Here is a 15,236-nt window from a genome sequence, read left to right on the forward strand (position 1 = left end):
GCGCTGCCCACTGACTCAATGCTCACCACCCTCCCATGTGGGAGCGAGCTTGCTCGCGATAGCGGTGGGTCGGCTTGCATTGATGTCGAATGGATTGCAGTCATCGCGAGCAGGCTCGCTCCCACAGTTGATCTGCGGTGCCCACGAATCCTGTTGCAAACCATAAATGACACACACAGCTCTATCGTTTGCCCGCACGAAGACTGCTAGCATCTGGGCCGAGATTGAACATTCGGTCTGGCCCATCACAGGTTGCCCATGCTCGAGACACCAGCACTGCAAAGGAACGCGACGCTGCCCGCGCCCCTGGACACGCGCTATCAGGTTGAAACGCCCGAAGGCATCGACCTGCCGCTGCGCCCGGCGGGACTGATGCCGCGTGCAATCGCCTTCTCCATCGACCTGGGCATACGCGGGCTGGTCCTGGGGCTTTTCTTCCTGGTCCTGGCGTTTTTCGGCGAACTGGGGATGGGCCTTGGGTCCATCCTGCTGTTTGTCGTCAGTTGGTGGTACATGGTGCTGTTCGAGGTGCTCAACCAGGGGCGCTCTCCCGGCAAGCAGATCATGGGGCTGCGCGTGGTGCAGGACGATGGCCGGCCCATCGGCTGGTCGGCGTCGCTGATCCGCAACCTGCTGCGTTTCGTCGACATGCTGCCCTTCGGCTACACCTTCGGGGCCATCAGTTGCCTGCAGCATCCGGCGTTCAAGCGCTTGGGCGATCTCGCGGCCGGCACGCTGGTGGTGTATCGCGAACAGCCGGTCAAACGCCCCGCCTTGCCGATGGCCCCGCCGATACGCACGCCTTTCACCCTCAGCCTGCATGAGCAACGCGCCGTGCTGGGCTTCGCCGAACGCCAGGCAGAACTGTCCCAGGCGCGGGTCAGCGAACTGGCTGCCATCCTGGCCGCGCCACTGAACGTCCAGGTGCCAAACGCCGCGGCCGAACTCAATGGCGTCGCCCGCGGCCTGCTGGGGCCAACATGAAGCAAAGCCTGTTCGAAAGCCGTCACCAAGGGGAATGGGAGCACCTGACCCGGCAACTCGACCAACTGGAGCGCAGCCGCAGCGTGCCCCAGAGCAGCGACTTCCCTGCCACCTACCGACGGCTTTGCCATCACCTGGCACTGGCCCAGGCCCGGGGTTACAGCAGCTTGCTGGTCGACACACTGCAACAATTGGCGTTGCGCGGTCACCAGCAACTTTATCGGGACCGCAGCCGGCCCTCGGCCAGTCTCTCGGCGTTTATCCTGGCCGGTTTTCCCCGACTGGTGCGTGAACAATGGCGATTCGTGCTGGCCGCCAGCCTGATGTTCCTGGGCAGCCTGGTGGGCATCGGGCTGCTGGTCTATCTGTTCCCGGAACTGGTCTACAGCGTGCTCGGCGCTGACGAAATCAGCCAGATCCGCAGCATGTACGACCCCGCGTCCGGGCACCTGGGGCGCTCGGTCGAGCGGGCCGCCAGCGAGGACTGGGTCATGTTCGGTTACTACATCATGCACAACATCGGCATTGCCTTTCAGACCTTTGCCAGTGGCTTGATGTTTGGCCTGGGGAGCGCGTTTTTCCTGTTTTTCAATGGCCTGACCATTGGCGCGGTGGCCGGGCACCTGACCCAGATCGGCTCCGGGGGAACGTTCTGGTCGTTCGTGATTGGCCACGGCGCCTTCGAACTCACCGCCATCGCCCTCGCCGGGGCCGCAGGCCTGCAGCTGGGCTGGGCCTTGATTGCGCCGGGACGCCTGACCCGAGGCGAGGCCTTGCGGCTCGCGGCGGGCAAAAGCGTGCTGATGATCGGCGGTGTGATGCTGTTCCTGCTCATTGCCGCGTTCATCGAGGCCTATTGGTCTTCCAGCGCCGTGACGCCCGCCACCAAATACACCGTAGGCGCCTTGTTGTGGCTGTTGGTGATCAGCTATCTGTCGCTTGCCGGACGGGTCCGCCATGCGCCTGAGTGACGCCACCGTCGTCATCCGCCCACGCACCACCTGGGAAGCCATGGACCTTGGGGTGTTGATGAGCCAGCAGCATCGCCGCCTGCTGATGACCAGTTGGGCGCTCATCACGCTGCCGGTGTACCTGTTGCTGACCCTGCTGCTGTGGGACTCACCGTCGCTGGTGGTGATGCTGTTCTGGTGGTTGAAGCCGGCCTTCGACCGGCTGCCGCTGTACATTCTGTCCAAGGCACTGTTTGGCGAAACCCCCACCTTGCGCCAGGCGTTGCGCCAGTGGCCTGCGCTGCTCAAGCCGCAGTTGCTGGCCAGCCTGACCTGGCGCCGGCTGAGCCTGAGCCGCAGCTTCCTGATGCCGGTGGTGCAACTCGAGGGGCTTAGCGGTGAGGCGCGGACGCAGCGCTTGCGGGTACTGCTGCAACGCAACCGCGGCGCGGCGCAATGGTTGACCATCATCGGCGTGCACCTGGAAACCGCCTTGTGGTTCGGCCTGATGGCCCTGTTCTACCTGTTCGTGCCGCAACAAGTCGAACTGCAATGGGATTGGGAGACGCTGGTGTCAGCGGCCGAGCACGACTGGTTGTGGTTCGAACACCTGGTCAACTTCCTCTACCCGCTGCTGCTGATCTTGTGGGAGCCGGTGTATGTCGCCTGCGGCTTCAGCCTCTACCTGAACCGGCGCACGATCCTCGAGGCGTGGGACATCGAACTGGTGTTCCGACGCCTGCGCCAGCGCCTGAGCGGCGTAGCCCCGCTGTTGATGCTGCTGGCGCTCATGCTGCTGCCGCTGACGCCCCCGGCGTTTGCCGCCGAAGACAGCGACGCCCCCGATAGCCCGCGGCTGCTCAACCAGCCCCTCACCAGCGAAGCCTCCCGGGACGGTATCAAGGCAATCCTCGACGCCCCGCCGTTCAAGAACCCCGAGACCGTCATCCGTTATCGTTTCGGCGAAGAAGCGGCCGAATCCCCCGAGACCGAGACCGAGGCCAAACCGAGCTGGCTCAAGGACCTGTTCAAATGGCTCGGCAGCCAACGTTTCGACATCGCCGCCGCACTGATCCAGGTGGTGCTGTGGGCCTGCCTGGTGGCGGCAATCGTCTGGCTGGCCTGGCGCTACCGTGAAAGACTCAAGGCCCTGGCCAATCGCCGACCGAGGCAGCGCCTGCCGGTGGAACGCGCCGTACCGGCGCGCATGTTCGGCCTGGATATTCGCGAAGAGAGCCTGCCCGCCGACGTGGCCACCAGCGTCGAACAACTGTGGGCCACGCAACCCCGTGAAGCCCTGGGCCTGCTGTACCGGGCGCTGCTCAGCCGGTTGCATCATGACTTCAAGATCCCCTTGAAACCGGCCGACACCGAAGGCCAGGTGCTGGAACGCGTCGAACAGCTCAAGCAGGACAACCTGCTGGGCTTCAGCAAAAACCTGACCCTGCATTGGCAGAACATTGCCTATGGGCATCGTCCACCGCCGACACACCTGCAACAGGAATTGTGTGACGGCTGGCGCGAGCTGTTCGGTCCGGGAGCCTCTCGATGAGCCGGCACGCAGGGTGGCTGATCGGCGCCGTGCTGGCCGCGCTGGTGTGCGCATTCGGCCTCTACCTCTACACCAAGGCCGAGCCCTATGAAGAGGTCGTCGAGCACGGCCCCTCCCCTGAAACCCAGGCCAATCCTTACCTGGCCGCCGAACTTTTCCTGCGCCAGCGGGGTATCAACGTCGAGCATGCCAACAGCCTGGACGTGCTGCCCACCCTGGAACCTCGCCAGCACAGCCTGCTGTTGCTGGGCGAGCGAACCCACATGACGCCACGGGAAGTCGAACAACTGATGAACTGGACCCGGGCCGGCGGGCGCTTGCTCTTCGTTGCCGAAGCCTTGTGGGACGACAGCACCGGCAGCAGCGGCGACCTGCTGCTCGACCGCGTGCGCCTGCGGCAACTTTTGAGCAAGGACCTCAAGGAACCGGCCCCTGAATTGATCAAGGATCATTACCCGGAACTGACCAAGCTCTACCTGGAAGACGAAGAGGCGCCGGCGTATATCGGCTTCGACACCGATTTCCACCTCGAAGACCCGCATAACCTGGCCCAGGCCTGGGCCAACAGCGCGCTGTCGACCCATATGATGCAGTTGAACCTCGGCCTGGGCTCGATCACCGTGATCACCGACGCCGAGCTGTGGAAGAACGAGTCCATCGACCAGTACGACAACGCCTGGCTGCTCTGGTATTTGAGCGCCGACACGGACGTCACGCTGCTGTTCAACACCGACCACGACAACTTGCTGACCCTGCTGCTGCGGTATTTCCCTCAGGCACTGGTGGCACTGCTGGCCTTGATTGCCCTGTGGTTCTGGCGTTCAGCGGTGCGCCATGGCCCACTGCAACAACCGGCCTCCAAGGCGCGGCGTCAGTTGGAAGAGCATGTGCAGGCCGGCGCCGGTTTCCACCTGCGGCACAACGGCCAGGAGTACCTGTTGCATGCCCTGCAACAAGACGTGCTGCGCCGGGCACGTCATCTTCACCCAGGCTTCGAACAACTGGCCGTCGCCGAACAATGGCAGGTACTCGCCCGCCTGACCCGACAACCGACGCGAGCCATCAGCCAGGCCTTGAGCCCACGGCCGAAACAGCGCCTGTCCCGCGCCGATTTCTGCCGCCAGGTTGCCCATTTGCAAACCCTTAGGAATGCCTTATGACTGAACAGAACGAACCTGTCGACGGCCAGGCCCACGCCGCCCAACAGCGCCAGCGCGCCAGTCAGTTGGCCCAGGCCATCCGCACCGAGCTGCGCAAAGCGGTGGTTGGCCAGAGCGCGGTGATCGACGATGTGCTCACCGCGCTGATCGCCGGCGGGCACGTGCTGCTCGAAGGCGTTCCCGGGCTGGGCAAGACCTTGCTGGTGCGGGCCCTGGCCCGGTGTTTCAACGGCGAGTTCGCGCGTATCCAGTTCACCCCCGACCTGATGCCCAGCGACGTCACCGGGCACGCGGTGTACGACTTGCAGACCGAGCAGTTCAAACTGCGCAAGGGCCCGGTGTTCACCAACCTGCTGCTGGCCGACGAGATCAACCGCGCACCGGCCAAGACCCAGGCCGCGCTGCTCGAAGCCATGCAGGAACGCCAGGTCACCCTCGAAGGCCGCGCCCTGCCCATCAGCCAGCCGTTCATGGTCCTCGCCACCCAGAACCCTATCGAACAGGAAGGCACCTACCCGCTGCCGGAAGCCGAGCTCGACCGTTTCATGCTCAAGGTGCGCATGGACTACCCGGACGCCGACCAGGAGCTGGACATGGTGCGCCAGGTCAGCCGCTCGACCCGCGCCGACATGCTCGACGTGCAGCCGCTGCGCATGGTGTTGCAGGCCAAGGACGTGCAAGCGCTGCAACGCATTGCCAGCGACCTGCCGATGGACGACCAGGTACTCGACTACGCCGTACGCCTGGCCCGTACCACCCGCAGTTGGCCGGGCCTGACCCTTGGCGCCGGCCCGCGAGCGTCGATTGCGCTGGTACGTTGCGCCCGGGCCCGGGCGTTGTTGCGTGGCGGCGAGTTCGTCGTGCCGGATGACATCAAGGGCTGCGCCCTGGCCGTGCTGCGCCATCGCGTGCGCCTGGCGCCGGAACTGGACATCGAAGGGCTGTCGGTGGACCAGGTGCTGGGGCAACTGCTCGATCAAGTGCCGGCGCCGCGGCTGTGATGAGGGCATCTGTGCCAAGCGTGCTTTTTGTGCCAGGAATACCTTCTATGGCAGGAATGTCTTCTGTACCAGGAATGCTTTTTGTGCCAGAAAAATTCTTTGTGGCAGGCATGCTTTTTGTGGCGAGGGAGCTTGCTCCCGCTGGGCTGCGAAGCAGCCCCCAAGTTCTATCTGACACACCGCCAGGGGACGCTGCGCGTCCAGCGGGAGCAAGCTCCCTCGCCACAGGAAACCTCACTGCAGTAAATTTCCTTGCCAAGGCCAACATCCCCTGCAAGGGCACGCACCCATGAAACCCTCGCGCCTGCTGCTGACCTGGCTCGCCGTGCTGCTGGCCGTGAGTATCGTGCTCGGCGCGCTGCGAGCCTTGGGCATGGCGGTGCCATCGGCGCTGCTGTCGATCAACTGGGGGCTGCTGTTGGCCTTGCTGGCCCTGGCGCTGCTCGACGCGGTGCGCGTCAGGCGCCTGCCCTCGCCGCGGGTACAACGGCAGATGCCCGGCAGCCTGGCCCTGGGACGCTGGGGTGAAATCCGCTTGAACATCAGCCATGACGTTGCCCAGCCGTTGCACGTGCAGCTCTTCGACCATGTACCCAACGGCCTGGACTTCGAAAACCTGCCGCTGTCGGTCGAACTGCAACCCGACCAGCGCAGCCAGGTCGGCTACCGCCTGCGCCCGCTCAAGCGCGGGCACTTCGCCTTCGAACATTGCGAAATCAACCTGCCGAGCCCGCTAGGCCTGTGGACCGACAAGCGTCTGCTGGACGCGGTCGATGAGACTCGGGTCTACCCGGATTTCGCCAGGCTCTACGACGGTCAACTATTGGCGGTGGACAACTGGCTGAGCCAGCTCGGCATCCGCCAGCGGCAACGACGCGGCCAGGGCCAGGAATTCCATCAACTGCGCGAATTTCGCGAGGGCGACAGCCTGCGCCAGATCGACTGGAAAGCCACGGCCCGCCATCGCACGCCGATTGCCCGGGAATACGAAGACGAGCGCGACCAACAGATCATCTTCATGCTCGACTGCGGCCGGCGCATGCGCAGCCAGGACGGCGAGCTGTCGCACTTCGACCACGCCCTCAACGCCTGCCTGCTGCTCAGCTACACCGCGCTGCGCCAGGGCGATGCCGTGGGCCTGAACACCTTCGCCAGCGATCAGACCCGCTACCTCGCCCCGGTCAAAGGCACCGGCCAGCTCAACGTGTTGCTCAACACCGTGTACGACCTCGACAGCAGCCAACGCCCCGCCGACTACCAGGCCGCCGTCACCCAGCTGTTGGCCCGGCAAAAACGCCGGGCCCTGGTGGTGCTGGTGACCAACTTGCGGGATGAGGACGACGCGGATCTGCTCGCGGCCGTCAAACGCTTGGGCCAGCAGCATCGGGTGCTGGTGGCCAGCCTGCGGGAAGAGGCCCTCGACCGGTTGCGCCAGACGCCGGTGCAAACCTTGCCCGAGGCCTTGGCCTACTGCGGGACGGTGGATTATTTGAATGCACGGGCCGAATTGCATAAGCAACTGGCCGCCCATGGTGTGCCAACCCTGGATTCGCGCCCCAGTGAGTTAGGCGCGGACCTGGTGACCCAATACCTGGCCTGGAAAAAGGCCGGGACGGCATAGATCCTACAGCGAGCCGGCAAAACTCCGGCTGACTACAGCGCCTTGCGCAATGGACTACAGATCCGCCAGAATCCGCCGGCTTGTGCGCTTTGACGTCGCCCCGTAACTTGATTCGCGTCGCTGATATCCAGCGATCGGGTTTAGTCGCCCGGCTATGAAGTGATGTGCACAAGCGTCATCCAGTCGGGTTCCCCTATCCCCGCACTTGATGGTGGCTGTGCGCAGGGCGCCCTCGGGCGCGCCGGTTTCACTTCTCACCGGTCGACTAACCTGCGTCCAGCCGCCACCCCTCGTTTAGTCGCGAGCCGGATGGCAGCACCACCAACGAGAAGTGAATATGATCAAGCCGACTCCAAATCCACCCCACGAAACCCTCGACCCCGAAAAGCTCGACGAAGCCGCTCAAAGAGCCCTCGACTACTACCTCAAGCCCAACCACGGCCAACCCGACAAAAGGCCTTACAAACAACCGGACTACTTCATCGTCGCCCCCGACGCCGACCCCGAAGGCATGCTCGCGCACACCTACGAAACCTTCTGCTCGGTGAGCACGTTGATCCTGGATTTATCGGAAGACCTGGAAGGCGCCCCGCGCAACCTGGCCCTGGCGATTCACCAGATGGGCGAGATGGGGGTGTTGTTGCTGGAGAAGATGCTGGATAACGAGGCGAAGGTTCAGCGCTAGAAGAGGTGTATGAGAAACCTGTGGGAGCGAGCTTGCTCGCGATAGCGGTGGATCAGCTTGCAGCAATGCTGAATGTATCGCCGCCTTCGCGAGCAAGCTCGCTCCCACAAAGTGTTACGCCAACAAAAGTGACCGGGGCTCAGGCCGATTCCGGCAACGGATAAAAACTGAAATATTGCTGCAATGCGCTGATCAGTTGCCCGTACTCCGGCGGTGCCCATTTCAGGCTGAAACCGGCGTCGAAATGCTGCGGCGTCACGTCTTCGTGGCACCACAGGCAATTGGCCCTGAGCACAATGTTCTGTTGCGGTCCCTCATCGGCAGGGATTTTCAGGAGCAGGTCAAAGTCCGCGCCGACCATCAACGGTAAATGGCTGATCAGCATCAGGCCATCTGCGGAGACATTGCCCAGGAAACCGATAGGCCTGCCGTTGACACCATTGAACACTCTCAGGAAACACGGCAGCTGATGCCGTTCGATTCGCCGTTTTTTGTACATGTCCTGTATCGCTTTTTGAACGACCCCGAATCGGGGCAACCTGATACTTCGGAACGAGCACACGCCAGCTCGCTCTCCCCGATCCCGGTGCCAGACGCTCGCAAGCGTTCAGGCCCTAGTGCTGCCGGTCACAGGTGCCGCTTGAAGTTAGAGATTTAGCTCTAATGACGATTTGTACAAATATAGCTCAAGGTGGTGTGGAGGCCAGTCCTTGCGCAAACCTTTCATAAACAAAAACACGCCAGGCGCTTGTGGCCGGGAATCGCCCCGGCCAATGGCTTGGTGAGCCTGTCAGGACGCCGTGGGGCGGATCGCCGACGCGCTGCGGGTCGGATAATGGCCCAGGCTCTGCAGGGTCTCGAGCCGGGCGCGGGCGCGGAAGGCGTATTCACTGTTAGGGTATTGCATGATGATGAACTGGTAGGTCTGCGCCGCATCGACAAACAGCTTCTGCCGTTCCAGGCACTGGCCGCGCAGCATCGAGACTTCCGGCTGCATATAGCGGCGGGCACGGCTGGCGCGGTCGACCTGGGACAGTTCGAGCATGACCTGCTCGCAATTGCCGCGGTCATAGGCCTTGTAGGCCAGGTTCATGTGATGGTTCATCGACCAACGGGTGCAGCCCGTGACGCTCAGGGCCAGGGCAACAAAAAGCACGAATCGCATGGGAGGTTCTCCTGTCTTGAGCTCTGTATCGACCTGGCTGGGGAAATCTGTAGGAGCTGCCGAAGGCTGCGATCTTTTGATCTTCCGCTTGGGATCCAAGTGCCTGGGGAAAGATCGCAGCCTCGTTGCACTCGGCAGCTCCTACAGGATGAGTTCACATGACAAAGGGGTCACCGCGTCACAAAAGGCGCAAAAATTTTCAGGAATGTTCATTTCGAAAAACAAACGAAAAAGTAGTGCATATGAACAATGACTACACCCAAAGAGCATAGTAGCCTTCGCTGGCGCTTGAACTTGAGGAGTCTTGCATGTCCGTCCGTCGCACCAAAATCGTCGCTACCCTTGGCCCGGCCAGTAATTCGCCGGAAGTTCTCGAACAGCTGATTCTGGCTGGCCTGGACGTTGCCCGCCTGAATTTCTCCCACGGTACCCCCGACGAGCACAAGGCTCGTGCCAAGCTGGTGCGCGACCTCGCCGCCAAGCACGGCCGCTTCGTTGCCCTGCTGGGTGACCTGCAAGGCCCGAAGATCCGTATCGCCAAATTCGCCAACAAGCGCATCGAGCTGAAGATCGGTGACGCCTTCACCTTCTCCACCAGCCATCCGCTGACCGAAGGCAACCAGCAGGTGGTCGGCATCGACTACCCGGACCTGGTCAAGGACTGCGGCGTGGGCGACGAGCTGCTGCTCGACGACGGTCGCGTGGTGATGCGCGTCGAAACCGCCACCGCCACTGAACTGCACTGCGTCGTGACCATCGGCGGCCCGCTGTCGGACCACAAAGGCATCAACCGTCGCGGCGGTGGCTTGACCGCACCGGCCCTGACCGAAAAAGACAAGGCCGACATCAAGCTGGCCGCGGAAATGGAAGTCGACTACCTGGCCGTGTCCTTCCCGCGTGACGCTGCTGATATGGAATACGCCCGTCAACTGCGCGACGAAGCCGGCGGTACTGCCTGGCTGGTGGCCAAGATCGAACGCGCCGAAGCCGTGGCCGACGACGAAACCCTCGATGGCCTGATCAAGGCGTCCGACGCCGTGATGGTGGCCCGTGGCGACCTGGGCGTGGAAATCGGCGATGCCGAGCTGGTGGGCATCCAGAAGAAGATCATTCTGCACGCACGCCGCCACAACAAAGCGGTGATCGTCGCGACCCAGATGATGGAGTCGATGATCCAGAACCCGATGCCGACCCGCGCCGAAGTGTCCGACGTAGCCAACGCCGTACTCGACTACACCGACGCCGTGATGCTCTCGGCCGAGAGCGCCGCCGGCCTCTATCCGCTCGAAGCGGTGCAGGCCATGGCACGCATCTGCATCGGCGCTGAAAAGCACCCGACCAGCAAGACCTCCAGCCACCGCATCGGCAAGACCTTCGAGCGCTGCGACGAGAGCATCGCCCTGGCGACGATGTACACCGCCAACCACTTCCCGGGCGTGAAGGCGATCATCGCCCTGACCGAAAGTGGCTACACGCCGCTGATCATGTCGCGCATCCGTTCCTCGGTGCCGATCTACGCGTTCTCCCCGCACCGCGAAACCCAGGCGCGCGCGTCCATGTTCCGTGGCGTCTACACCGTGCCCTTCGACCCGGCCGCCCTGCAACCGGGCGAAGTCAGCCAGGCGGCGGTGGATGAACTGGTCAAGCGTGGCGTGGTGCAGACCGGCGACTGGGTCATCCTGACCAAGGGCGACAGCTACCACACCATCGGCGGCACCAACGGGATGAAAATCCTGCATGTTGGCGACCCGATGGTCTGAGTGACCGAGCGCTGAAAAACAAAAGCCCTGCCATGTGAATGGCGGGGCTTTTTGGTTTTTGCTCTTGGAGAATGTAGTGCCTGAACTGCCGCTATCGCGAGCAAGCTCGCTCCCACAGTTTCAGGACGCCCCCATATGGAGTGCTCCCCCCACTCCTGTGGGAGCAAAGCTTGCTCGCGATGGCGCCAGCCTGCCTGCCCTCTTCTTCAATCACCTTGCGCAACTGTTCCCGGTCTGGAAACGCTCAACCACGGGGCAGGAAGACGTCGGCCAGCAGTTGATTGCGCGGCAAACCGGCCAGGTACAAGCGCTTGGCAAAGGCCTCGACCCGGTCAGGATGGCCGCAGAGCAAGGCTTGGGTTTGCCGTGAAACAAGGCGCAGTTGCGCCAAGGCGGACGGCGCCTCGGCTGCGCTCAGCAGCTCCACGGTGAGGTTTTGATGCTTGGCCGCCAGCGCCGCCAGGGGTTTGGCCAGGTAATGCCCGGCCGCATCATGGGCCACGTGAATAAGGCGAATCGCGCCTTGATGCTGCTGGCGCAACGCTTCGCGCAGCAAGCCAAACAACGGCGCCAGGCCGGTGCCGGCGGCGAGCAGCCACAGCGGCCTGTCGTGCCAGTCGGGGTCGTAATGCAAGGCACCGCCGCGCAACTCGCCCAGGCGGATCGGATCACCGGCCTTCATCTGCCGGGCCGCATCAATGAACTGGCCGGGCTCGCGGCAATCGAGGTGGAACTCCAGGAATCGGTCTTCCTCGGGCAGGCTCGCCAGGGAATACGGCCGGGCCACGTCACCAGCCCACAGCACCAGGTGCTGCCCGGCCTGATAACGCAGCGACCGCTCGGGGGTGATGCGCAGGCGCAGCACCTCGCCACCGAGCCAATCCACCGCAGCTACGTGAGCGGCCTGGCCGTCGCGTTGCGGATCGAAGGTGTGGATCTGCACATCCTCGACCACCTGGCATTGGCAGGCCAGCCGCCAGCCCTGGTCGCGTTGCACCGGGTTCAAGGCGTCGGGACGACTGTCGCGCACATCGCCGCCCACGCACTGCACCAGGCACGCGTGGCAACTGCCGGCACGACAACTGTAGGGCACTGCCACACCAGCGCCGTTCAAGGCGTCCAACAGGTTACTGCCCGCCGCCACCGTCCATTGCCGACCGGCGACTGTCAGTTCAGGCATCGACGTTCTCCCAGGCGGCAGCGCACCGATTTCGACCGTCTCGCTTGGCACGGTAAAGGGCCTGGTCGGCACGCTGCAACGCGTTGTCCAGGTCATCGCCCATTTCCAGCATCGTCATGCCCGCCGACAAGCTGAGGGCGCCGACCTGCAGGCCGATCAGCTCGACTTCAGTGAACGCCAGCCGCAGCCGCTCGCAGCAGGCCGTCAGGCGCTGGGGGTCGCAGGCGGGCAGCAGCATGACGAATTCCTCGCCGCCATAACGAGCCAATACATCGCCCTCGCGCAGGCACGCCGTGGCGACCGCGGCAAATGCCTGCAGCACCTGGTCGCCAGCAGCGTGGCCGTGCAGGTCGTTGATGCGCTTGAAATGGTCGAGATCGATCAGGGCCAGGCCATGGGCGATGCCGGGCCTGAGGGTGTTGAGTTCGCGCGAAGCGAGGCGCAGGAAGTGCCGGCGATTGAACAGCCCGGTCAGCTCATCGGTGGCCACCAGGTCTTCGAGCTGGCGCATCATCCCGCGCAAGGTGTCCTGGTGCGCCTGCAGGGCAAACCGCCGCTGGCGCATGCGCTGGCGTGAGGTCTGGACGTAGCGGGCGTAGAACACCAGCCACACCAGCACAAGAAACAGCACAGCCACCTGCAACCCGGCCAAGGTGGGATCGGGAAGCCGGAAGAAGTAACCGTCCCACAGAGTAATAGCGGTGAAGCTGATAAACACCAGCGCCGCGCAGCGCACAAAGGCCCGGCGTGACAGGTGAAACAGCCCGAACAGCAGGATCAATACATAAAACACCAGGAACACGCCCCGAGCCTGGTCCAGGTGCGCCATCATCCAGGTCTGCCAGCCCAGGCCGATCAACACCTGCGCTTCGGTAAGGCTGGGGTCGGCGAAGCGCAGGTTACGGTCGGTGATAAACAGCGCGAACAGTCCGGCCTGGCACAGCACCACCAACACGCTGCCGATGATGACATCGCGCAACGAATCGAGGTAATGACCACTGAAAAATGCCAGCCACAACAAAACCAGTGCCAGCGCGTACGTCGCGGTCGCCAAAGCGAAGCGTTTCAGCAAAAGACGTTGAATGGCGTTATGGGTCAATCGTTGACTCACCATGGGAAAGGAAACTGACAGGAGGCGTCCTACGCTACAGGCCAGACGCCACTTTAGTGGCGTGTAGGACAAATGACCATTCAATTCTGGAGCAGAAAAATGGCGTCAAAGCAATGGCCTATATTGACGCAGTGTTTTGAGGCCTGACACATAGCCTGCACATCGGCCTGTTGGGCTGTGGGAGCAAGGCTTCTGTGGGAGCAAGGCTTGCTCGCGATGCAGGCGCCTCGATTCCCCGGGAGACCGCGTTGTCTTCATCGCGGGCAAGCCTTGCTCCCACAGAAGCTTTGCTCCCACAGCCTTGCTCTCACAGCTCGCTCCCACAGGGGGCCGGCCTGCGATATACTGCCGCGCCTTTTTAGCGTCGCGCCAGCATGCCCGGCGTGCCTTATAGAGGTGCCGCCCGTCGACCGATGCACCCAAGCGGCCGGCACCTTATTGAATGTTCCCGTCTTTAGAGAGGAGCGCGACTCATGACCGTGATCAAGCAAGATGACCTGATACAGAGCGTTGCTGACGCTTTGCAGTTCATTTCCTACTACCACCCCGTGGATTTCATCCAGGCGATGCACGAGGCCTACCTGCGCGAAGAATCGCCGGCAGCCCGTGACTCCATGGCGCAGATCCTGATCAACTCGCGCATGTGCGCCACCGGCCATCGGCCGATCTGCCAGGACACCGGCATCGTGACCGTGTTCGTGCGCGTGGGCATGGACGTGCGTTGGGACGGCGCGACCATGAGCCTGGACGACATGATCAACGAAGGCGTGCGTCGCGCCTACAACCTGCCGGAAAACGTCCTGCGTGCCTCCATCCTCGCCGACCCGGCAGGCGCACGCAAAAACACCAAGGACAACACCCCGGCGGTCATCCACTACTCCATCGTCCCGGGCAACACCGTGGAAGTGGACGTGGCGGCCAAGGGCGGCGGCTCCGAGAACAAGTCGAAGATGGCCATGCTCAACCCGTCCGACTCCATCGTCGACTGGGTGCTGAAAACCGTTCCGACCATGGGCGCCGGCTGGTGCCCACCGGGCATGCTCGGCATCGGCATCGGCGGCACCGCCGAGAAAGCCGCGGTCATGGCCAAGGAAGTGTTGATGGAATCCATCGACATCCACGAGCTCAAGGCTCGCGGCCCGCAGAACCGTATCGAAGAGATGCGCCTGGAGCTGTTCGAGAAGGTCAACCAACTGGGCATCGGTGCCCAGGGCCTGGGTGGCCTGACCACCGTGCTCGACGTGAAGATCATGGACTACCCGACCCACGCCGCCTCCCTGCCGGTGTGCATGATCCCCAACTGCGCCGCCACCCGTCACGCCCACTTCGTGCTCGATGGCAGCGGCCCGGCGTCGCTGGAAGCGCCACCGTTGGACGCCTACCCGGAAATCGTCTGGGAAGCCGGCCCGTCGGCCCGTCGCGTCAACCTCGACACCCTGACCCCGGAAGACGTGCAGAGCTGGAAACCGGGCGAGACCGTGCTGCTCAACGGCAAGATGCTCACCGGCCGCGATGCCGCGCACAAGCGCATGGTCGAGATGCTGAACAAGGGTGAAACCTTGCCGGTGGACCTCAAGGGCCGTTTCATCTACTACGTCGGCCCGGTCGACCCGGTAGGCGAAGAAGTCGTCGGCCCAGCCGGCCCGACCACCGCCACGCGGATGGACAAGTTCACCCGTCAGATCCTCGAGCAGACCGGCCTGTTGGGCATGATCGGCAAATCCGAGCGCGGCCCGACCGCCATCGAAGCGATCAAGGACAACAAGGCTGTCTACCTGATGGCCGTCGGCGGCGCCGCTTACCTGGTGGCCCAGGCGATCAAGAAATCCAAGGTCCTGGCGTTCGCCGAACTGGGGATGGAAGCGATCTACGAGTTCGAGGTCAAGGACATGCCGGTGACCGTTGCGGTCGATAGCAAAGGCGAGTCGGTACACATCACCGGTCCTGCCATCTGGCAGAAGAAGATCAGTGACAGCCTGGCGGTCGAAGTGCAGTAACAGGCATTTTGGCGCGGTGAAAAAGGCCGGTGGGGCGACAAGCCCACCGGCCTTTTTTTGTGCGCAGATA

Annotated in this window: 13 protein-coding genes; 9 read left to right on the top strand and 4 right to left on the bottom strand. The window is 63.2% G+C overall.

Annotated features, from left to right (window positions below; all coding sequences use genetic code 11):
* Positions 1-258 precede the first annotated feature (258 nt).
* From LOY50_RS22470 to LOY50_RS22500, 7 genes are all read left to right on the top strand, one after another.
* Complete coding sequence (locus LOY50_RS22470; RefSeq protein WP_258689217.1) at positions 259-984, top strand: RDD family protein; 726 nt, start codon at positions 259-261, stop codon at positions 982-984.
* Complete coding sequence (locus LOY50_RS22475; protein WP_024617548.1) at positions 981-1,955, top strand: stage II sporulation protein M; 975 nt, start codon at positions 981-983, stop codon at positions 1,953-1,955. Before LOY50_RS22470 ends, LOY50_RS22475 begins: the two co-directional genes overlap by 4 nt.
* A complete protein-coding gene (locus LOY50_RS22480) occupies positions 1,942-3,486 on the top strand; it encodes a DUF4129 domain-containing protein (RefSeq protein WP_258689220.1) in 1,545 nt (514 codons plus the stop codon). Before LOY50_RS22475 ends, LOY50_RS22480 begins: the two co-directional genes overlap by 14 nt.
* Positions 3,483-4,646, top strand: coding sequence for a DUF4350 domain-containing protein (locus tag LOY50_RS22485; protein ID WP_258689222.1), 1,164 nt, complete (start codon positions 3,483-3,485; stop codon positions 4,644-4,646). Before LOY50_RS22480 ends, LOY50_RS22485 begins: the two co-directional genes overlap by 4 nt.
* Complete coding sequence (locus LOY50_RS22490) at positions 4,643-5,647, top strand: MoxR family ATPase (RefSeq protein ID WP_077508509.1); 1,005 nt, start codon at positions 4,643-4,645, stop codon at positions 5,645-5,647. Before LOY50_RS22485 ends, LOY50_RS22490 begins: the two co-directional genes overlap by 4 nt.
* 289 nt (positions 5,648-5,936) lie before the next feature.
* On the top strand, positions 5,937-7,268 hold the full coding sequence (locus LOY50_RS22495) for a DUF58 domain-containing protein (RefSeq protein ID WP_258689223.1): 1,332 nt from the start codon (positions 5,937-5,939) through the stop codon (positions 7,266-7,268).
* 337 nt (positions 7,269-7,605) lie between these two features.
* Positions 7,606-7,953, top strand: a complete 348-nt coding sequence (locus tag LOY50_RS22500; protein WP_258689224.1) for a DUF6124 family protein — start codon at positions 7,606-7,608, stop codon at positions 7,951-7,953.
* A 139-nt stretch (positions 7,954-8,092) separates the two neighbouring features.
* On the opposite strand, the gene LOY50_RS22505 is transcribed toward LOY50_RS22500, so the two are convergent.
* Both LOY50_RS22505 and LOY50_RS22510 read right to left on the bottom strand, forming a co-directional pair.
* Positions 8,093-8,452 (bottom strand): PilZ domain-containing protein, encoded by a 360-nt coding sequence (locus tag LOY50_RS22505; protein ID WP_024617542.1) that lies wholly within the window; start codon positions 8,450-8,452, stop codon positions 8,093-8,095.
* 291 nt (positions 8,453-8,743) lie between these two features.
* The gene (locus LOY50_RS22510; RefSeq protein ID WP_092223455.1) at positions 8,744-9,118 is read right to left on the bottom strand and encodes a tol-pal system YbgF family protein; all 375 of its coding nucleotides are present in this window, start codon (positions 9,116-9,118) and stop codon (positions 8,744-8,746) included.
* Positions 9,119-9,426: 308 nt separating this feature from the next.
* On the opposite strand from LOY50_RS22510, the gene pyk reads away from it, so the two are divergent.
* Positions 9,427-10,878: a pyruvate kinase gene (gene pyk / locus LOY50_RS22515; RefSeq protein WP_018605630.1), complete on the top strand. Its 1,452-nt coding sequence runs from the start codon at positions 9,427-9,429 to the stop codon at positions 10,876-10,878.
* A gap of 244 nt (positions 10,879-11,122) precedes the next feature.
* On the opposite strand, the gene LOY50_RS22520 is transcribed toward pyk, so the two are convergent.
* Positions 11,123-12,058 carry an iron-sulfur-binding ferredoxin reductase gene (locus LOY50_RS22520; RefSeq protein WP_258689225.1) on the bottom strand — a complete coding sequence of 312 codons (936 nt, stop codon included), beginning with the start codon at positions 12,056-12,058 and terminating at the stop codon, positions 11,123-11,125.
* Positions 12,051-13,157, bottom strand: coding sequence for a diguanylate cyclase (locus LOY50_RS22525; protein WP_214509394.1), 1,107 nt, complete (start codon positions 13,155-13,157; stop codon positions 12,051-12,053). Before LOY50_RS22525 ends, LOY50_RS22520 begins: the two co-directional genes overlap by 8 nt.
* A gap of 485 nt (positions 13,158-13,642) precedes the next feature.
* Between LOY50_RS22525 and LOY50_RS22530 the strand changes: the two genes are divergently transcribed.
* Positions 13,643-15,166, top strand: coding sequence for a fumarate hydratase (locus tag LOY50_RS22530; RefSeq protein ID WP_053189777.1), 1,524 nt, complete (start codon positions 13,643-13,645; stop codon positions 15,164-15,166).
* Positions 15,167-15,236: the final 70 nt, after the last annotated feature.

This window comes from Pseudomonas sp. B21-010, from assembly GCF_024749325.1.
Classification (GTDB): Bacteria; Pseudomonadota; Gammaproteobacteria; order Pseudomonadales; family Pseudomonadaceae; genus Aquipseudomonas; species Aquipseudomonas kilonensis.